This is a genomic window from Neorhizobium sp. DAR64872/K0K18, assembly GCF_050500175.1.
GTDB classification, from domain to species: Bacteria; Pseudomonadota; Alphaproteobacteria; order Rhizobiales; family Rhizobiaceae; genus Neorhizobium; species Neorhizobium soli.
Genome location: NZ_CP191446.1, coordinates 2454403 through 2472548, shown reverse-complemented (window position 1 = coordinate 2472548; position 18146 = coordinate 2454403). Strand labels below are relative to the sequence as shown.

The following is an 18146-nucleotide window of genomic DNA, read 5'->3' as shown; positions in this document are numbered from 1 at the left end:
GGGCTCAGAGGTTTGCTGCAATCGAATCGGCGACGAGCAGCGCATGTTCCGCAACCTGCGGAAAGCCCATCAGCTCGCCAAAATGTCCGCGTGCCAGCGGGCCGGCGATGAAAAGCCTTGGTTCGGACTTGCCATCCGCGTCTATCGCGTTGGACTGCTCGTTGCAGGAAAGACCAAGCCCCGTCGGATCGAGGTGCAGAAAGCCGTGATCGCCGAGTTGCCGCAGCCATTGCTGGCTCTGCAGCACGTTGCCGTGGGCCGGGCCGGTCGTGACCGCGACGGCATCGAACTGGTGGACTTCGACACCATTCTTCCCGCGCCGCTTGATGGTGACATCGATGATGTCTCCGTCGGTGCTGACGTCGACGATGCCTGCGGCGAGGATGTCGAGCCTGCCGGCTGCCGCCTCCGCGTCGAGCACGTCTTCCACCTGCGGCGCAATCCGGAAGCGGTGGACGTCCCAATAGGGACGCAGGTGTCGCACGATCCGGCGGCGTGCCTCGAGCGGCAGATGCTTCCAGATGCCGCCGCCTTGCGAGCGCAACTGGTCGAGAACCGCATGCCAGGTCTGACCATCTGCCTGTGCTTCCCTGATCGCGGCCCGCACGCGGTGTAGGATCTCGGATGCGCTAGTGGCGGGATGGTCGAGAAAGTCGCCGAACGGTTCCTGCGCGAAGGTGGCGTGTCCGCGCGAGCGGAGGCCACGGCGCGAGAGGGCGGTAATGCTGCCGCTATGCCCGCAAAGCTTCAGCGAAGCGATGACATCTGCGGAGGTCAGCCCGTTGCCGACGACGAGGACCCGATCGTCGGCCCGGATCGGCGTCAATGCGTTCGGCGCTGTCGGGTCCGCGACATAGCGCGGATGCTCGGCCAGTCGTCGCAAGGAGCGTGGGGCAACGGGAGCAGGGTGGGTGGCAGCGATCACCAGGATATCGGCAACCAGCGTCTGCCCGGTGGTATCGGTGACATGCCATTGGTCGTGCCGCTTTTCGACGCCGGTCACCGCGGCGCAGATATGGCGGACGGCTCCTGATGCCAAAAGAGGTTGAAGGTTGGACAGGACATAGTTTCCGAAGATGCCCCGGCGCGGAAACACGTTGCCATCGGCGCGAAATGCCGCCTCATCCTCCGCAACGGAGCCGGTCGTTTCCATCCATCTCGAAAAATGCTCGGGATCGCCAGGAAGTATGCTCATTCGCGTTGCCGGGACGTTGATCCGGTGCACCGGGTCGCGCGTATCGTAGGCGAGGCCCCTGCCGATTTCGGCACGCGGCTCGAAAATGGTGATGTCGACGGCGTCCGCCTTGTGGCCCGTCGCGAGATGGAAAGCGACCGCTGCCCCGGTCACGCCGCCGCCGATAATGACGATTGAAGATCGTGTTGGTTCAGGCCGTTCAGACGTCTTCGATGCTGTCACTGTCAGTCACTTCGGTTAGACGCGGCCGCTCTCTTAAATTCGCACGGCACGTCGTTGAATCAAAAATCGATAGGCGCTGCGCTTGCAAAAACGGGCTTTTTCCAAGGCATCGGAAACGGAGCACGTTTATCCCTTCGCGCGGCAAAATTTAGTCCAGGGTTCTCGCAGGCAATATTGTTCACGACTCCCTCTGACGCGACATTACACATCAAAGATCGGGAAGGAATGGAGAGCGTGATGATTGGTGGCGGCTTTTCGATATTTGGGATCGATCTGTTCGGATCGACAAGGCAGTTGGCCGGTGACCGAAAAGAAGAAGCCGCGGCATTGCCACGGCTCAAGACGCAGAAGGTCGAGGAGACTGATGCCGATCGACTGACGGATACCGACCAGCAGGACATTTTTCTCTGGAGTACGTCTCTCGCCTACTGAGACATGACGCGGAAGCCGGTCTCAGCCGGGCCTTCGTCATGTCTCAACCGTCCGGATGACGGGAATCGCAAGCAGTTTTCATCAGATAGAAGTTCGGGCGCCCGCAGTGGAGCGCCCGAAACCATTAATCGAGAAGTTCGGCAGGCACCTTGCCGCCGTTTTCGGACAGCTTCTTCAGCAGCGCCTTGTGCAGCCACATGTTCATCGTGGCGGAATCGCTCTGGTCGCCGGTGTAGCCGAGTTCTTCGGCCAGTTCCTTGCGCTCCGAAAGGCTCGCGTCCATGCCGAGCGCCTTCATCAGGTCGACGATCGAATGCTTCCAGTCGAGCTTCTGGCCGCTCTTCTTGACGGCTGCGTCGAGGACTGGTGCGATATCGACGGTCTGCATCGTGGCAGAGGTCGAGCCTGGAGTTGCGACTGGCGGTGCGCCTGCGGTCTTCGGAGCAGCCTGGGCTGTTCCGCCGACCGGCGGGGCTGTGGTCGCAGCAGGTTCTGGCGTTGCCATGGACGTCGGTGTCGGCTCGGCGCCTGTTGGCGAAGCCGGTGCTGCTGCAGCAGGATGACCGAAGATGGCGTCCTTGATCTTGCTGAATATGCTCATGGATAGTTCCTCCGTTGGTTTATGCCATACATGGTACGAGATCGCGTCGATGACGGATCACTTTAGTTCTGCGGGACGACGACGCGATCGCCGCCTGAGCCGCGGTCTGAACGGTCCGGTCCGCCACGACCGCTGGAACGGTCACGGCCATCGCGACCACCCCGATCATTGCGGCCGTCTCGGTCGTTGCGGATGTAGCCGGGGCGCTCCGGGCGGTCGCCGCGGTTCCAGTCCCGGTGCGGGCGATCGTTGTCACGGTCGGGCCGGCGGCCGTCGTGACGGCCGTGGTGGCGATCGCGGTCGCGGTGATGACGGTAACGGTAGTTCGGACCGTCGTAACGGTTGAACCGGTCGTAGCGATCGGACGAACGATACTCGGTGTAGGTGCCGCCTTCGCTGACGCAGCCCGCCAGCATCAGGCAGGCAAGACCGACAGCGGTCACCGCCTTCAATGCTCTAAATTTCATGTGATTGCCCCTGTTACCATTTTATCGAGTGCTAAACAGGAGAAGGGGCCAAGAAGTTCCTCATATACCTCTTCGGGCGTGCGTGGCGCTGCAACAGTTTTTGATGTCGTAATCTGAGGTGACCTGTCGCTTTTGTCCCTCTAGTATCGCGGCTTCACTCGGTTGGGGCATGCAATGGCAGAATTTCCGCAAAAGGCTAAGGTCGTCATCATCGGGCTCGGTGGCATCGTCGGTGCGTCCATCGCGCATCACCTTGTCGAGCGCGGCTGGGACGATATCGTCGGCATCGACAAGTCTGGGGTCCCGACCGATATCGGGTCGACCGCGCATGCCTCGGACTTCTGCTACACGACCAGCCATGACTACCTGTCGGTCTGGACCACCCAGTATTCGATCGATTTCTACGAGAAGATGGGGCACTACGCCCGCATCGGCGGTCTTGAAGTCGCGCGCACCGGCGACGATGCCTGGATGGAAGAGATCAAGCGCAAGCTGACCTCTGCCAAGGCCTTCGGCACCCGGGCGCACTACTTGTCGCCGGCCGAGATCAAGGCGCTGTTTCCTCTGATCGAGGAGGATCAGGTGCAGGGCGGTCTGTTCGATCCGGATGCAGGTCTTGTCATTCCACGTTCGCAGACGGTTGCCGGCAAGCTGGTGGATGCCGCCGAGAAGGCCGGAAAGCTCAGTGTGTTCGGCAATACGGCGGCGCAGTCGCTGATCATCGAGAATGGCCGCATCAAGGGTGTCGTCACCCACCGCGGCACGATCATGGCCGACCATGTCGTCGTCTGCGCCGGCATCTGGGGCCGGCTGATTGCCGAGATGGCGGGTGAGGATCTGCCGGTCATGCCGGTCGATCATCCGCTGACCTTCTTCGGGCCCTATAACGAGTTCGAAGGCACCGGCAAGGAAATCGGCTATCCGCTTTTGCGCGACCAGGGCAATTCGGCCTATATGCGCGACACCGGCGATCCGAAGACGACCGAGGGTGGTCAGATCGAGTGGGGTTACTACGAGACCACCCATCCGCGCCTCTGTCATCCCCGCGACATTCTTGAAAAGCACGAAGCGCGGCTGTCGCCGTCGCAGCGCGATCTCGACATGGAACAGATCATCGAGCCGCTGGAAAAGGCGATCGAGCTGACGCCGATCCTCGGCGAACTCGGCTATAACGAAGGGCATTCGTTCAACGGCCTCTTGCAGGTGTCGGCCGGCGGCGGTGCCTCCTGCGGCGAAAGCCAGAAGGTGCGCGGGCTCTGGTACTGCGTTGCCATCTGGGTCAAGGACGGCCCGGCCTATGGCAAGCTGATCGCCGACTGGATGACCGACGGTCGCACCGAGATCGACCACAACTCGATCGATTACGCGCGCTTCTATCCCCATCAGTTGACCGAAGAGTTCATCGAGGGCCGCACCTTCGAGGCTGCCCAGAAGATCTATTTCCCGGCCGTCCACCCGCGCGAACCCTACGCGACGGGCCGTGGCGCAAAGCGCTCGCCGTTCCACGACCGCGAAAAGGAATTGGGCGGTTACTTCATGGAACTCGGCGGCTGGGAGCGTGCCCACGGTTACGCCGCCAACGAGCATCTTCTCGAGAAATACGGCGACCGGGTGCCGAAGCGCGAAAACGAGTGGGACAGCCGCCACTTCTGGCGCGTGTCGAACGCCGAGCATCTGGCGATGAGCGAGGATTGCGGCATCGTCAACCTGTCGCATTTCCACATGGTCGATATCGAGGGGCCCGATCATGTCGAGCTGCTCGAATGGCTGTGTGCGGCCAAGATCGGCGGCGATGGCAATATCGGCAAGGGCATCTATACCCACTTCCTCGACGACAAGGGCATGGTGCGGGCCGATTTCACCGTGTTCCGCCTGGCTGATCGCGGCCGTCTCGTCAACGGCGCGGATGCAGGGCCGCGTGACCTGCTCTACATGAAGCGTGTCGCGCAGGATCGCGGGCTCGACGTCACGATTACCGATGTCTCGGAAAAGTACATCACCATCGGCATCTGGGGCCCGAACGCGCGCGAGACGCTGAAGAAGGTCGTGGCCGACCCCGATGGTCTTAATGTCGAGAACTTCGCCTTCGCCGCGATCAAGCCTATCGAGATCGCCGGCAAGCATGTCACGGCATTCCGCATCTCCTATGTGGGCGAGCAGGGCTGGGAACTGCATATGAAATACGAAGACGGCGTTGCCGTCTGGGACGCGCTGCGCGCCACCGGCGTGATGGCCTTCGGCGTCGAGACCTATGCCAACTCACGCCGCATGGAAAAGAGCCTGCGCCTGCAGAACGGCGATCTCCTGACCCAGTACAACCTGATCGAAGCGGATCTTGCCCGTCCAAAGGTCAAGGAAGCCGATTTTTGCGGCAAGGCGAAGCATCTCGAATACAAGGCCCGCGACCATCAGCCGGCGATGCTCTGCACGCTCGTGATGACCGACAATGTCGATGCGTCCGGTGTGGCCCGCTATCCGGTCGGCTCGCTGCCGGTGATGGATCCTGACACGGGCGAGGTTCTCATCGATGAGCTTGGACGGCGGTCCTATACGACGTCGATCGCCTACGGCCCGACGATCGGCAAGAACATCGCGCTCGCCTATCTGCCCTGGTCGCATTGCCAGGTCGGTCGCAAACTGACGGTGGATTATTTCAACGAGGCCTTCCCGGTGGAAGTCGCAGCGGTTGGTTACAAGCCGCTCTACGATCCTGAGAACCTCAAGCCGAGAAGCTGATTTCTTCGGATCCGACAAACAAAAAACGCTCCGCGGATGTCCACGGAGCGTTTTTTTATTGGCTGAGACTGGTCTTAGTACTGCGCAGTCGGGGATGAAGACCCCTGCTGGTTGCCGTTGAGGCCAGTTGCGACGACCGACACGCGGAACTTGCCGTCGAGGTTCTTGTCGAAGATCGCGCCGACGACGATGTCGGCCTCGGCTTCGACTTCGTCACGGATGCGGCTCGCAGCTTCATCGACTTCGAACAGTGTCATGTCGGTACCGCCTGAGATCGAGATGAGCACGCCCTTGGCGCCCTTCATCGAGATGTCGTCGAGCAGCGGATTGGCGATAGCGGCTTCGGCAGCGATCAGCGCGCGGCCATCGCCGGAGGCTTCGCCGGTTCCCATCATCGCACGACCCATGCCCTTCATCACCGATTTCACGTCGGCGAAGTCGAGGTTGATCAGGCCTTCCTTGACGATCAGGTCGGTGATGCAGCTGACGCCGGAAAACAGCACGCGGTCCGCGATCATAAACGCGTCGGCAAAGCTGGTCTTGGCGTCGGCAATGCGGAACAGGTTCTGGTTCGGAATGACGATGACGGTGTCGGCGGCCTCACGCAGGGCCTCGATGCCTTCGTTTGCCGTCTTCATGCGGCGATGCCCTTCGAACGAAAAGGGCTTGGTGACAACCGCAACCGTCAGGATGCCGGCAGAGCGCGCTGCGCGTGCAATCGCTGGCGCGGCACCGGTTCCGGTTCCACCACCCATGCCGGCGGTGACGAAACACATGTGCGAGCCGGCGAGATGATCCATGATCTCGTCGATCGATTCTTCGGCCGCCGCGCGGCCGATATCCGGCAGCGAGCCAGCACCGAGACCTTCGGTCACCTGCGCACCCAGCTGAATTCGGCGCGACGCCTTGGATGTTGCCAGAACCTGGGCATCCGTATTGGCGGCGATGAATTCCACGCCGTGGAGATTTTCCGTGATCATGTTGTTGATCGCGTTACCGCCACCGCCTCCGACACCGATCACGGTTATCTGCGGTTTCAATTCGGTCAAGCCGCTCTTAATATCCGTCATCTTCGTCTCCTTCAGCTCCTTCCGGTCGTCCCATACCAGAAGGACGGCGAATCGCCCCGCAGGCTATCTGTCCGCAAGGTCATAGACCAGAGCGCTGTCAGGCCAAAGAGGCAGGAGTAGGGTGAGGGCGATGTCATCGCAATTTAATGTACAGCATCCCTGAATTGAGCGCCTCACGAAGGTCGCGACCAATCCAAAATAGACCGTTGCGTAAATTGGTATGTTATACTATTACACTCGGCAACGACAGAGATCGCGCGGGGATCGCTCTGGACAAGCACCGGCGTGTTCCCTATCAGTTGGGGCGCTACGGTTCTGCAATCGCAGATGAAAAGGGAATGCGGTGAGGCTTTCGGGCCAAGTCCGCGACTGCCCTCGCAACTGTAAGCGGCGAGCCAGCCATCGATACCACTGATCATCCGATCGGGAAGGCGATGGAAGGCGTTCGAGCCGCAAGTCAGGAGACCTGCCGTGGCATGGACAACCAACACCGGACGAGGGGTTCCGGCAGGGAGATGATTATGACGCAAGCAATGCGCTCGTGCGCCATTTTGACGTCGAGCCGCGATGCGGCTTCAGGTCGTCCTGCCCTTTTTTCCGATCATTAAAGGACAGGACATGAAATCAGGGCTTATCGCCGCCTTAGTTGCGGCACTTCCCACATTCGCCTTTGCCGCACCGACCAGCTACCCGCTGACGATCGAGAATTGCGGTCGCTCCGTCACGTTCGAGAACGCGCCCCAGAAGATCGTTTCGATCGGTCAGGGCATGACCGAAGTGCTTTATTCGCTCGGGTTGGCCGACAAGGTGGCGGGCACTGCCGTCTGGGTCGGGCCGGTGCTTTCGCCCTATGCAGAGGTGGATGCGAAGATCAAACGGCTTGCCGACAACGACCCGAGCTTTGAATCGGTCGTCGGTCTCGAACCGGATCTGGTTGCTGCCGAGTTCGAGTGGCATGTCGGGCCGATGGGATCCGTCGGCAAGCGCGAGCAGTTTTCCGATCTCGGCATCAACACCTATGTCTCGCCCGCCGATTGCGTCGCCAAGACCAATGTCGATGGCGGGGACGGCGTTCGCAACGAACTGTTCAAGATGGACCTGATCTACCGCGAGATTACCGAGCTCTCGAAGATCTTCGACGTCGAGGACAAGGGCACGGCCCTGATCGCAGACCTGAAACAGCGCGAAGCCGCAGCCGTCGCATCGATCAAGGGCGTTGAGCTAAAGAACCTGCCGATCGTCTTCTGGTATTCCAGCAAAGAGACCAAGGGCGACGCCTTTATCGCGGGCAAGAACAGCGCACCGGCTTATATCCTTGAGACGATCGGCGCCCGCAATGTGGTGACGACGGAAGAAGAATGGCCGCTGGTCGGCTGGGAAACGATTGCTGAGGCCAACCCCTCCGTCATCGTCGTAGCCACCATGGACCGTCGCCGCTATGCCGCGGATGATCCTGCCGTGAAGATCAAGTTCCTCGAGACTGATCCCGTCGTCAGCCAGCTGGATGCGGTGAGAAAGAAGCGTTTCGTGATGATGGACGCCCAGTCGATGAACCCGACGATCCGCACGATCGAGGGCATCGAGACGCTCGCCCGGGGCATCCAGTCCTTCGGCCTTGCGAATTAGGGTGCGGCGGGAGATGATATCTTTCCCTGTTTCCGCCATCGTCGATGAGGCGAATTTGCCCGACCTGCCCAGGCGCCCCAAGTGACGCGATCCCGTATCGGACGTTGGGCGCTAGGTGCCGCAGGCGTGTTCCTGGTGCTCTTAGCGCTCCTCGTCGCCATCGTTGCCGGGGTGGCGATCGGTGAGATGACCATTCCCATGGAGACGACGATTGCGGCGGTGACGAACCGGCTCGGCTTTACGGCCGTGGCCTTGCCGCGCATCCAGGAAGCGGTGATCTGGGATTATCGCCTGTCGCGGTCGCTGGTCGCGGCATTCTGCGGCGCCGGACTGGCGCTATCGGGGGCGATTCTGCAGTCTCTGCTGCGGAACTCGCTGGCCGAACCCTATGTTCTCGGGATTTCGGCGGGAGCCTCGACCGGTGCGGTCAGCGTCATGCTGCTCGGGTTCGGGGCGGGCGCGATCTCGCTTTCGGCCGGTGCCTTTGCCGGCGCGCTGATAGCCTTTGTCTTCGTGGTGATGTTGTCGAGCGGACGGCAGACGGCGGACCGGACGATTCTTGCGGGCGTTGCCGCCTCGCAATTGTTCAATGCGCTGACCTCCTACATCGTCTCGACGTCTGCCAATGCCGAACAGGCGCGCAGCGTGATGTTCTGGCTACTCGGCAGCCTTGCCGGCGTCCGCTGGCCGGAGGTGACGCTCGCCGCATCGGTGGTGACCGTCGGGCTCATCGTCTGCATCTGGCATGCGCGGGCGCTCGATGCGTTTACCTTCGGCGAGGATGCGGCGCGGTCGCTCGGCATCGCGGTGCGGCGGGTCCGCGTGGTGCTGCTGCTTGTCACGGCGCTGATGACGGCGACGATCGTCAGCATGGTGGGTGCGATCGGCTTTGTCGGGCTGGTCATTCCGCATGCGGCCCGGTTCATCGTCGGTCCCGGCCATATCCGGCTTTTGCCTGCCTGTGCGCTGATCGGGGCGCTGTTCATGGTGCTCGCCGATATCGTGTCGCGCATCGTTATCGCACCGCAAATCCTGCCGATCGGGGTGGTGACGGCGCTGGTCGGCGTTCCCTTCTTCTGCGTCATTCTCTACCGGGCGAGGAGGGTCGCATGACAACCGATACCGTCTCCGGCCCGGTTTTGGCCGCCAGTGGGGTTCGCTGGCTCGCCGGGCGCAAGGTGATCGTCGATGGCGTCACCGTGTCGGTCGATGAGGGCCGGACGCTCGGGCTGATCGGACCCAACGGTTCCGGCAAGTCGTCGCTGATCCGGCTGCTTGCGGGTCTCAGGCCACCCGCCGCCGGCAATGTCACGCTGGATGGAAAGCCGATGAGCGGTTTCGCGCGGCGGGAGCTCGCGCGCCGGGTTTCGGTGGTCGAACAGCATTCGGCAACCGAGGCGAATGTCACGGTCATCGATGTCGTCCGGCTTGGACGCACGCCATACCGGTCGGCTCTGTCGCCGTGGACGCAGGAGGACGACCGGATCGTGACCGAAGCGCTCATCCGCGTCGGGCTGGATGATCGCCGCGGGCAGTTCTGGCATACGCTGTCGGGGGGAGAGCGTCAGCGCGTGCAGCTGGCCCGGGCGCTCGCACAGTCGCCTTCGGTGCTGATCCTCGACGAACCGACCAACCATCTCGATATCCAGCACCAGATCGACATTCTGAGGCTGGTCTCCGAGCTACCGCTGACGACGGTCGTTGCGATCCACGATCTCAACCTCGCCGCCCGGTTCTGCGATGTGATTGCCGTGCTTTCGGAGGGACGTCTGGTCGCCTGCGGTCCGCCTACCGATATTCTGACCGAGCAGATGATCGCCCATGTGTTCGGCGTTGCAGCCCATGTCGCGACCTCGCCACATCACGGCCGGCTGCATATCCAGTTCCTGATGTGAACCGGTCTAGGCGGCGGCGATCTGCAGCAGGTTGCGCAAGAGCATCGCACGGGTGAGCGCGCCGACCGAACCCTGCGGCGGCGTTACCCAGCCTGCGACATCAGCGACATCGGCGGCCACATCCGAGATCATCGAGCCGTCAGTGCCGTAGCTGATGCCGACGCCGACGACGGCGGCACCGGGCTTGACCATGTCTGCGGTGACGAAACCGGGTTGGCCAAGGGCGGCGATGACGATATCGGCGCGCCTGACGTCCTCGGCGATATCCCGCGAGCCGCTATGCAGCAGGGTCACCGTCGCATCGATTCCCTTGGCCGAGAGGAGCATGGCGAGCGGGCGCCCGACGAGCTGGCCGCGGCCGATGATGGCCACCCGGCGGCCGGCAAGCGGAACGGCATTGCCCTGCAAAAGCGCGAGGATGGCGGCTGGCGTGCAGGGCAGGAGGCCCGGCTTTCCCGCCAGAAGGAGGCCGAGGTTTTGCGGATGCAGGCCGTCGATATCCTTGGCCGGCGACACGGCGGTCATCACCTTCGTCTCGTCGATGTCAGGCGGCAGCGGCAGTTGCACCATCTGCCCGTAAATGGCGGGGTCGGCATTGACGGCGGCAATCCGTTCGAGCAGGGCTTCGGTGGTCGTATCCGAGGGAAGGCGCAGGTCGATCGCTTCGATACCGACCTCGACGCAGTCGGCATGCTTGCGGCCGATATAGGTGGCGCTGGCCGGATCGTCTCCCACCAGCACCGTCACCATCTTCGGCGCAATGCCGCGCGCGCGGAGACCGGCAACCTCGGCTGCCATCTCGCGCCTCAGCCGGGCGGCGAGGGCTTCGCCGTCCAGCAGTGTTGCGGGCGTTCTTGGCGTGGTCACGCTCATTTCAGCCCGATCGAGGGATCGATGAAGCGGTTGGTGACGACCTGATCCGGCTTCACATCCGGATCGGCGCGCTCGTCGAAGCGCGGCTTCACTAGTTTGAGCATCTCGGCGACGCGGTCCATGTCGAAATCGCCGATCGTCGCGTTGGGGCCGTTGCCGATAATGCCGGTGTCGACCATCGTCTTTGCGGCATAGGCCATCAGTTCCGGCGCGGTCTTCCACCAGCTTGCCGCGTGCCCGGCAGTGTTGAAGTCGACGATCACCTTGTTCGCCTCGGCCGGATCCTTGGCATAGTCGGCGGTCGCCTGCTGCAGAAGCGGAACGAGCTTTGCCAGGCACGGCGCCAGCTCTTCCATCCTCGCTGTCGCGACGGACAGCATGCCGGTGTAGTTGCGATAGCCGAGGTCGTTGATGTTGAGGTAGCCGATCGGCTTGCCCCAGTTGTTGCCGTGCTCGAACTTGTAGACTTCGCTGGTGACAAAGCCCTGGTTCAGCCATGTGCCGTTGTTGGTGACGAAATTCTCGCCGTCACCGCGATAGCCCTCGACGAACACGTCTGCGGGAATGCCCTGCTCGACGAGATAGAGACCGAAGGTGCGCTTAGTGGTCGAGACGTAGATCTTGCCCTTGCCGCTTTCCGAGAAGGTCTTGAGATCGGCGATCGACTTGAAGCCGTCAGGATAGGTAGCCTTGTCCCACAGGAGAACCGTCGGGGCGATGTCGAGCGGTGCCATGACGCCGACGACGGGGAAGCGCTTAGAGAAGATGAAGGCGTTGTCCAGTTCCTGATAGCCGAGATGCGGTGTGACGCCGGCCTTGGAATTGCCCATGTAGAGCGCCGAATAGGCGGTCTCGCCATCGCCCATGCCAAGCCCGCCGCCACCTTCGAGGATGGTGAGCTCGATGCCGGTCGAGCCGAGCGGGCCGGTATATTGTCCCGACGTCATCTCTCCGCCCGAGCCGATCAGCTGATAGAGGGGACCTTGCTCGGCCTGGGCCAGCCAGTCCTTCTGGATGATGAACGGGCTGGGGCAGACATCGGCGAGCGGCGTCGTGTAGCGGGTCTTGGCGAACTCGCCGGCAGTCGCACTGTTTGCTGTAGACAAAGCCGTTGCGAACGTGGCGATCGCCACGGCGGTGGTCAGTCTGGCAGTCAGCTTTTTTGTCATTTTCGTTCCCCTGATTGCTTTTTTTCTAGGTCATTTCAGCGGCGGTGTCAGCGTTGCCTGTCGCTCGATTCGTGCCAATGCGCAAACAGCCGGTTCCCGAGCCAGTTGAAGGTCAGGTAGACGGTGATCGACAGGGCAGAGGCGACGATCAGCGCGGCATACATCTGCTCGTATTTGAAATCGATCTTGGCGTTCATCAGCAGCTGGCCGAGGCCTCCCTTGCCGGACAGGAAGAACAGTTCCGAAACGATCGCGGCGATGACGGCGAGACTGCCGGAAATCCGCAGGCCCGCAAACAGCGTCGGCGCGGCAGACGGCAGCGCGGCCTTGCGCAGCATCACCCACCACGAGGCATTCTGCAGCTTGAACAATTCGAGAATATTGCGGTCGACACTTTTGAGGCCAAGCAGCAGCGTCGTCGGAATGGCGAAGAAGGTAAACAGCGCGACGATCAGCACCTTGGGCAGAAAGCCGAAGCCGAGCGCGCTCTGAATCAGCGGGATGATCGCCATGATCGGGATCGACTGCAGCGCCACGAGATAGGGGAAGACCGCCTTTTCCAGCGCATAGACGCGGAACATGACGATGCCGAGCATGATGCCGACGGGGATCGAGACGGCGAGCCCCGTGATGGCGATCGAGATGGTCGTCAGCGCCCGCACGAGCAGTTCGCTGCGGAAGCTCGCAATGCCAAATGCCTGGTTCCACAGGCCCTCCGCACTCGGCATCAGGAACTGGCGATGCGCCGGAAGGTCAGCACGTATCAGGGCGTAGGCTGCGACGATCAGGATGCCGAGGATGAGAGGCGGTGCGAAGCTTAAGACGAGGCGGCGGCCGACGCTTGGTGCCGGTGCAAGCGGGACGGGGCTGTAGCGCTCGACCTGCGCCTTCAGCGGCGTCGATTTGTAAGCGGCGACAATAGGATCCGACATGGCGCTCAGGCCTCTATGGCATGGCGAAGGGCACGCGATACCGCTCCGCACAGTTTCGAGAATTCCGGCACGTAACGCAGGTCCGGCTGGCGCGGGAAGGGAAAGCCGATGTCGAACGTATCGATGATGCGGCCGGGCCGGCGCGACATCACCACGACCTTGCTCGACATGTAGACGGCCTCGGGAATGGAGTGGGTGACGAAGATGCCGGTGAAACCTTCGCGGCAATGAAGGTCGATCACCTCGTCGTTCAGCCGTTCGCGGGTGATCTCGTCGAGCGCGCCGAACGGTTCGTCGAACATGAAGACATTGGGATTGAGCGCGAGCGACCGTGCCAGCGAGGCGCGCATCCGCATGCCGCCGGAAAGCCTGCGCGGATAATGGGCCTCGAAGCCGGAAAGGCCGACAAGCTCGATCTTTTCCTTCGCGATTTCGCGGCGTTTGGCGGCCGGGTAACCGCGCAGCTCCATCAGCAGTTCGACATTCCCCTGCACGCGCCGCCATGGCAGCAGGGTCGCATCCTGGAACGTGTAGCCGAGCTGTTGCCGATCGACCCAGACATCGCCGGAACTGTGGCTCGACAGGCCGCTCGCGATCCGCAGCAGCGTCGATTTCCCGCAGCCGGACGGGCCGACGATCGACACGAACTCGCCGTGGCCGATGGCGAGGTCGACATCGGAGAGCGCTTCCGTTCCATCAGGGAAGGTCATCGAGACCTTTTCGAACACCACGGCATTGCCGCCGGGCAGGGGCGGATGGGGATGTGCACCAATATCGGTGGCGGCGACTGTCGGCGATCCCGTCATGACAAATCCCCTTTTCTCATCTCAGACCCGTCTCTCAAAACCGCAGCATGGACATGCGGACCTGCTCGATGAAGGCCTCCGCGCGCTCATTGGTGACGTTGTTGATATCGTAGAGCGCGTGATATTCCACCTTCACCCGCGGATTGCAGACGACGCGCAGGAAGCGGGTGGCATTGCGGCGTGGCGGATCGCCGAGAACCATCGCACGCCAGCGTTTCGAGCCGTAGGTGGTGACGGTCGCGAGCTTGCGGATATTGGTGAGGCCAGGAGAAAGCTGACCGTCCTGCAGCTTGAACGACACGTCGGGCAGAAACACCCGGTCGAAATAACCCTTGAGGATGGCCGGCCAGCCGAAATTCCACACCGGATGGCAGAGAACCAGCGCGTCGCAGGACATCAGCCGGTCGACATAGGGCGCGACGCGGCTGCGATTGATGGAAAGGTCGTGATAGTCGCGCCGATCCTCGGCCGACAGAACCGGATCGAAACCTTCGGCATAAAGATCCAGGTCGTCCACCGTATGCCCGGCCTCGAGCAGGCTCGCGACCACCGTATCGTGCAGGCGCGAGGCGAGGCTTTCCTTCAGCGGGTGGGCGTAAATGACATGTACCTTCATCGGTCCATAATTCTCGTTATCGGTTGAAAAGGAAGATGCGGCCGGGAGCGGGGACCCAGTCAGGATGCGTCCAGGCGATCATCTTGCCGGGGTTGAGCAGGCCCTTGGGATCCGTCTGGCGCTTGAATTCGAGCTGGGCGGGATCTGTGCGCTTCATGCCGCCTTCCTCCAGCGTCACCCGATGCGGGTTGAACACGGTGACGCCCAGCCGTGTTTCCAGGATCTCGACCACCTCTTCGAGCCGCTCAGTGCCTTCATAGCGCAGCAGCGGCATGGCGACGGCGGCGACCTTGCCGGAAAACCGTGTGAATTCGAAATGCAGGATCAGCTCATCGCCGAAGGTTTCAGCGATGCGGTCGATCGCGCCGTAGAGATCGTCCTGCGGCAGCATCATCTGCAGGTAGGTGATCGACGGATCGATCTTGATTGCCCGAAGCGTCGTGTGGTTCCAGGCCAGCTCATAGGCCGGAGGCAGGCGCATGCCGGCACCATCGCGGTCGGCGCGGAAGCGGATGGCGGCGCCGGCGTCTTCCTCGACTGCGGTCACCAGCCTATCGAGATCCTGTCTTGCAACCATGACCGCAACCAGGGCTTCGCCGGATTTCAGGAACGGTGCATGCCGGGTAAAATAGCGATCGGGGATGGCGCTTTCGAAGGTCGAAAGCATGCGCAGCGTGATCGCGTCATCTTCACCGAGACGAAAGGCAAGACGGTTCGCGGAGGCAAAATCGGGTGCGCCGATCAGCACGTCGACCCAGTCTCCGGCCGGGTCGACCGGGATCTCGATCTCGATGATGACGCCGTTGACGCCGTAGGCGTGTGCCGCCTTGGCAATGTCGTCGCCGACAAGGTCGAGGACACGAGGCTCTGCCTCCATCGTCACGAGACGCAGGCGGCGGATATTGGCGGGGTTGCGCAGGCCGCCCCAGCGGATGGCGCCGACGCCGCTCGATCCGCCGGCGATGAAACCGCCGAGCGTCGCGGTTGCCGTGGTGGAGGGAAACAGGCGGATTTCATGGCCCTTTTCGCGCGCCGCCTGTTCGAGATCCGCCATGACGGCGCCGGCTTGGGCAACGAGATGATCTTCACCGATGCGAACGACCTCGTTCATGTGTTTCATATGCAGAACGACGCCGCCCTGCAGCGGCATGGACTGGCCGTAATTGCCGGTTCCGGCACCCCTGACGGTGACGGGCACGTTGCAGCGGTGGCAGATCGAAAGGATCTCGATCACCTCGGCCTCGCTGCGGGGCGCAACAACCAGATCGCCGCAGACGTCTTTCAGGAGATCCTTCAGGATTGGGCTATACCAGTAGAAGTCCCGGCTTTTCTGCTGAACCGTGCGCGGATTGTCGTCGATATCGAACCGGGCGAGCGCTGTCCGGCAGGCTTCGAGATCTGCACTCACGCGCGCCTCCGTTCGATCCCGACTGCCTCGGCAGTGGCAGCACCCAAGGCTTTGCCGTTGCGCATAACCGTGCGGGCGGTGTTGGTGCGGGAGAAAAGGTCGGTCCATCCGGTTGCCTCGAAGATGATCGCATCCGCCGCACCGCCGGCGCGGATCATGCCGGCGCCGTCGAGACCCATGGCGGCCGCCGGTCCTGCATTGCAGGCGGTGGCCCAGCCGGCGGGATCGCCTTCGAGCTGGCCCAGGAACTGCGCCTGGCGCATCACATCCAGCATGTCGAAATCGCCGTAGGGGTAGAATGCGTCCTGCACATTGTCCGACGCGAAGGCGACGTTGACGCCGGCAGCGCGCAGTTCGGTGACCGGGGCAAGGCCGCGCAGACGCGGCGTGCGGCCGGGTTTGCGGTCCTGCAGGAAGCCGTTGGTGAGCGGCAGCGCGACGACATGGATGCCGGCTTCGGCAATGCCAGCGATCAGGGCTTGCGCTTCGATCTCGTTCTTTTGAGCAAGCGCGCAGCAATGTCCGGCGACGATGCGTCCGGCAAACTTGTGCCGCAGGGCCGTTTCGACGATGAGCGAAAGGCCGTCAGCGGATGCGTCCGTCGTTTCGTCCACGTGAAGATCGAGGTCGAGCGCGTGTCTTGTGGCTGCCAGAAACAGCCTGTCGATCCGCTCCGGCGTGGCGCTGCCCGGTCCGATAAAGGCGCCGAGCACGCCGTCGCGCTTCGCGATCTGCGCGCAGCGTCGATCGAAACCGTCCTGCTCCACCCGAAACAATGCCATCAGGGCCACAGCCTGCAGGGTCAGCCGGTGCTTCCAGGCGGACTGGATTTCGCCAAAGGCGATCCAGGCGGGGCTGGTGTCGGGTTCCTCGAACGTATCGAGATGGGTGCGTAACGCGACCGTGCCATGCTGTTCGGCCCTCACGAGTGCGCGGTCCATGCGCGCCACGATATCCTCCACCGTCCGGTTGGGCGCGTCGGCCATCGCCAGCTCGACCGCCGAGGCAAGGCCGTTGTCGGAAAAGCCGGTTCGCTCGGAAGTGAAAGCCTTGTCGAGATGGACGTGCATGTCGATGAAGCCGGGCAAAGCGAGGCGTCCCTGCGCATCCCACTCGCGCTCGCTTGAGGTTGGCGCATGGAAGCGACCGTCTCGTATCGTTACGTCGAAGGTGACAAGGCTGCTGCGGCTGTCTGCTGCGTGGTGGGGAAGGCCATCGACCAGCGCTGCGGGTGCACGCAGATTGCGGATGGTGAGCGGGGCGTCCCCGAATGGCGGGATAACGGCGCTCATAGCGGCGGTGTCCCGATGGCAGCCGTTCCCGGATGCGCTGCGACCTCGTCCAGAAGCTTGGCGTAGCGGGTTGCCGCATGGGCAACGATCGCGGCGCCGATCTCGGGCGTTGCGGACGCGGCATCGCCGGCGACGCCTGCCGGGTGCAGATCCTCCGCGACCCAGCCGGCGCTGATCGGGCCGAGCAGGCGAAGCACCTCGTTGTTGTCGGCGATGGCTGCCGAGGCCGGCACGAAATTGCGGGCTTCGTTCATATCGACAAGATCGGGCCGGAAATGCAGCATGGCCGCGGTTTCGACCAGTCCGCCATGGATGCCGTCGCGCTGTTCGAGCGGTGAGACGAGGCCCGGCGGAAAGCCCATCGAGATCCAGCCGGCGGATACCACGAACAGCTCCGTTTCCAGCCGCAGGCTTCTCGCCGCGATCTGGAGGACCGGAACGTTGCCGCCATGGGCATTGAGAAATACCATCTTGCAGAAGCCTGCGCGGGCGACGCTGTGACCGATCTGGGTGAGGCTTGCCAGAAGCGTCGCGGCATCGAGCGTGAGGGTTCCGGGGAACGACAGATGCTCGTCGGATTTCGCGTAAGTGATGGTCGGGAGGATGTAGACATCAGCATCCTCGACACGCTGGGCTGCCTCCATCGCCATACGTTCGGCAAGGATGCTGTCGGTCGCCAGCGGCAGGTGCGGGCCGTGCTGCTCCGTTGCGCCGACAGGCAGAACCGCGACAGCGCGACCTTTGTCGATGGCTGCGAAATCGGTGGTCTTGAGGTCTTGCCAAAACTGAAACGGCATGGTTTGTTC

General features: G+C 62.5%; 17 protein-coding genes and 1 riboswitch. Of the genes, 5 read left to right on the top strand and 12 right to left on the bottom strand.

Annotated features, from left to right (window positions below; translation table 11 throughout):
* Positions 1–4 precede the first annotated feature (4 nt).
* On the bottom strand, positions 5–1417 hold the full coding sequence (locus ACQY1P_RS17630; RefSeq protein WP_430254656.1) for an FAD/NAD(P)-binding protein: 1413 nt from the start codon (positions 1415–1417) through the stop codon (positions 5–7).
* Positions 1418–1471: 54 nt separating this feature from the next.
* On the opposite strand from ACQY1P_RS17630, the gene ACQY1P_RS17625 reads away from it, so the two are divergent.
* A complete protein-coding gene (locus ACQY1P_RS17625; protein ID WP_156466453.1) occupies positions 1472–1849 on the top strand; it encodes a hypothetical protein in 378 nt (125 codons plus the stop codon).
* Between the two features lie 124 nt (positions 1850–1973).
* Here the strand turns inward: ACQY1P_RS17625 and ACQY1P_RS17620 are convergent, their stop codons facing one another.
* Together ACQY1P_RS17620 and ACQY1P_RS17615 are read right to left on the bottom strand one after the other, a co-directional pair.
* Positions 1974–2450 (bottom strand): DUF3597 domain-containing protein, encoded by a 477-nt coding sequence (locus ACQY1P_RS17620; RefSeq protein ID WP_113109845.1) that lies wholly within the window; start codon positions 2448–2450, stop codon positions 1974–1976.
* Between the two features lie 62 nt (positions 2451–2512).
* Positions 2513–2917, bottom strand: coding sequence for a hypothetical protein (locus ACQY1P_RS17615; protein WP_192077489.1), 405 nt, complete (start codon positions 2915–2917; stop codon positions 2513–2515).
* Positions 2918–3091: 174 nt separating this feature from the next.
* On the opposite strand from ACQY1P_RS17615, the gene ACQY1P_RS17610 reads away from it, so the two are divergent.
* Positions 3092–5653 carry a GcvT family protein gene (locus tag ACQY1P_RS17610; RefSeq protein ID WP_430254653.1) on the top strand — a complete coding sequence of 854 codons (2562 nt, stop codon included), beginning with the start codon at positions 3092–3094 and terminating at the stop codon, positions 5651–5653.
* A gap of 74 nt (positions 5654–5727) precedes the next feature.
* Here the strand turns inward: ACQY1P_RS17610 and ftsZ are convergent, their stop codons facing one another.
* Entirely contained in the window at positions 5728–6723 is a 996-nt protein-coding gene (gene ftsZ / locus ACQY1P_RS17605; protein WP_062455086.1) for a cell division protein FtsZ, read from the bottom strand.
* A 293-nt stretch (positions 6724–7016) separates the two neighbouring features.
* Positions 7017–7211: riboswitch (cobalamin riboswitch) on the top strand.
* 130 nt (positions 7212–7341) lie between these two features.
* Here ftsZ and ACQY1P_RS17600 point away from each other — a divergent pair.
* The 3 genes from ACQY1P_RS17600 (at position 7342) to ACQY1P_RS17590 (ending at position 10244) form a co-directional block, all read left to right on the top strand.
* Positions 7342–8349 (top strand): ABC transporter substrate-binding protein, encoded by a 1008-nt coding sequence (locus ACQY1P_RS17600; protein ID WP_184653847.1) that lies wholly within the window; start codon positions 7342–7344, stop codon positions 8347–8349.
* Positions 8350–8430: 81 nt separating this feature from the next.
* Positions 8431–9462 carry a FecCD family ABC transporter permease gene (locus ACQY1P_RS17595; RefSeq protein WP_430251180.1) on the top strand — a complete coding sequence of 344 codons (1032 nt, stop codon included), beginning with the start codon at positions 8431–8433 and terminating at the stop codon, positions 9460–9462.
* Positions 9459–10244, top strand: a complete 786-nt coding sequence (locus ACQY1P_RS17590) for an ABC transporter ATP-binding protein (protein ID WP_430254651.1) — start codon at positions 9459–9461, stop codon at positions 10242–10244. Before ACQY1P_RS17595 ends, ACQY1P_RS17590 begins: the two co-directional genes overlap by 4 nt.
* Positions 10245–10250: 6 nt before the next feature.
* Here the strand turns inward: ACQY1P_RS17590 and ACQY1P_RS17585 are convergent, their stop codons facing one another.
* Genes ACQY1P_RS17585 through ACQY1P_RS17550 form a run of 8 tightly spaced genes read right to left on the bottom strand, consistent with a single transcriptional unit; the run spans position 10251 to position 18137 of the window.
* Positions 10251–11111, bottom strand: a complete 861-nt coding sequence (locus tag ACQY1P_RS17585) for a bifunctional 5,10-methylenetetrahydrofolate dehydrogenase/5,10-methenyltetrahydrofolate cyclohydrolase (RefSeq protein ID WP_430254649.1) — start codon at positions 11109–11111, stop codon at positions 10251–10253.
* A gap of 2 nt (positions 11112–11113) precedes the next feature.
* Positions 11114–12286, bottom strand: a complete 1173-nt coding sequence (locus ACQY1P_RS17580) for a hypothetical protein (protein WP_430254647.1) — start codon at positions 12284–12286, stop codon at positions 11114–11116.
* Between the two features lie 47 nt (positions 12287–12333).
* On the bottom strand, positions 12334–13218 hold the full coding sequence (locus tag ACQY1P_RS17575) for an ABC transporter permease (RefSeq protein WP_430254646.1): 885 nt from the start codon (positions 13216–13218) through the stop codon (positions 12334–12336).
* A gap of 5 nt (positions 13219–13223) precedes the next feature.
* Entirely contained in the window at positions 13224–14024 is an 801-nt protein-coding gene (locus tag ACQY1P_RS17570) for an ABC transporter ATP-binding protein (RefSeq protein ID WP_430254644.1), read from the bottom strand.
* A gap of 34 nt (positions 14025–14058) precedes the next feature.
* The gene (locus tag ACQY1P_RS17565) at positions 14059–14640 is read right to left on the bottom strand and encodes an NAD(P)H-dependent oxidoreductase (protein WP_430254642.1); all 582 of its coding nucleotides are present in this window, start codon (positions 14638–14640) and stop codon (positions 14059–14061) included.
* Positions 14641–14656: 16 nt separating this feature from the next.
* The gene (locus ACQY1P_RS17560) at positions 14657–16048 is read right to left on the bottom strand and encodes an FAD-binding oxidoreductase (protein WP_430254640.1); all 1392 of its coding nucleotides are present in this window, start codon (positions 16046–16048) and stop codon (positions 14657–14659) included.
* Positions 16045–17340 (bottom strand): amidohydrolase family protein, encoded by a 1296-nt coding sequence (locus ACQY1P_RS17555; RefSeq protein WP_430254638.1) that lies wholly within the window; start codon positions 17338–17340, stop codon positions 16045–16047. The genes ACQY1P_RS17560 and ACQY1P_RS17555 overlap by 4 nt, the downstream gene beginning before the upstream one ends.
* Positions 17337–18137, bottom strand: coding sequence for a creatininase family protein (locus ACQY1P_RS17550; protein WP_430254636.1), 801 nt, complete (start codon positions 18135–18137; stop codon positions 17337–17339). Before ACQY1P_RS17550 ends, ACQY1P_RS17555 begins: the two co-directional genes overlap by 4 nt.
* Positions 18138–18146 lie beyond the last annotated feature (9 nt).

Excerpts from the sequence above, each read along its gene's own strand:
- ACQY1P_RS17620 (WP_113109845.1), bottom strand. The coding sequence starts at position 2,450 with ATGAGCATATTCAGCAAGATCAAGGACGCCATCTTCGGTCATCCTGCT.
- ACQY1P_RS17615 (WP_192077489.1), bottom strand. The coding sequence starts at position 2,917 with ATGAAATTTAGAGCATTGAAGGCGGTGACCGCTGTCGGTCTTGCCTGC.
- ACQY1P_RS17610 (WP_430254653.1), top strand. The coding sequence starts at position 3,092 with ATGGCAGAATTTCCGCAAAAGGCTAAGGTCGTCATCATCGGGCTCGGT.
- ftsZ (WP_062455086.1), bottom strand. The coding sequence starts at position 6,723 with ATGACGGATATTAAGAGCGGCTTGACCGAATTGAAACCGCAGATAACC.
- ACQY1P_RS17600 (WP_184653847.1), top strand. The coding sequence starts at position 7,342 with ATGAAATCAGGGCTTATCGCCGCCTTAGTTGCGGCACTTCCCACATTC.
- ACQY1P_RS17590 (WP_430254651.1), top strand. The coding sequence starts at position 9,459 with ATGACAACCGATACCGTCTCCGGCCCGGTTTTGGCCGCCAGTGGGGTT.
- ACQY1P_RS17580 (WP_430254647.1), bottom strand. The coding sequence starts at position 12,286 with ATGACAAAAAAGCTGACTGCCAGACTGACCACCGCCGTGGCGATCGCC.
- ACQY1P_RS17575 (WP_430254646.1), bottom strand. The coding sequence starts at position 13,218 with ATGTCGGATCCTATTGTCGCCGCTTACAAATCGACGCCGCTGAAGGCG.
- ACQY1P_RS17570 (WP_430254644.1), bottom strand. The coding sequence starts at position 14,024 with ATGACGGGATCGCCGACAGTCGCCGCCACCGATATTGGTGCACATCCC.
- ACQY1P_RS17565 (WP_430254642.1), bottom strand. The coding sequence starts at position 14,640 with ATGAAGGTACATGTCATTTACGCCCACCCGCTGAAGGAAAGCCTCGCC.
- ACQY1P_RS17555 (WP_430254638.1), bottom strand. The coding sequence starts at position 17,340 with ATGAGCGCCGTTATCCCGCCATTCGGGGACGCCCCGCTCACCATCCGC.
- ACQY1P_RS17550 (WP_430254636.1), bottom strand. The coding sequence starts at position 18,137 with ATGCCGTTTCAGTTTTGGCAAGACCTCAAGACCACCGATTTCGCAGCC.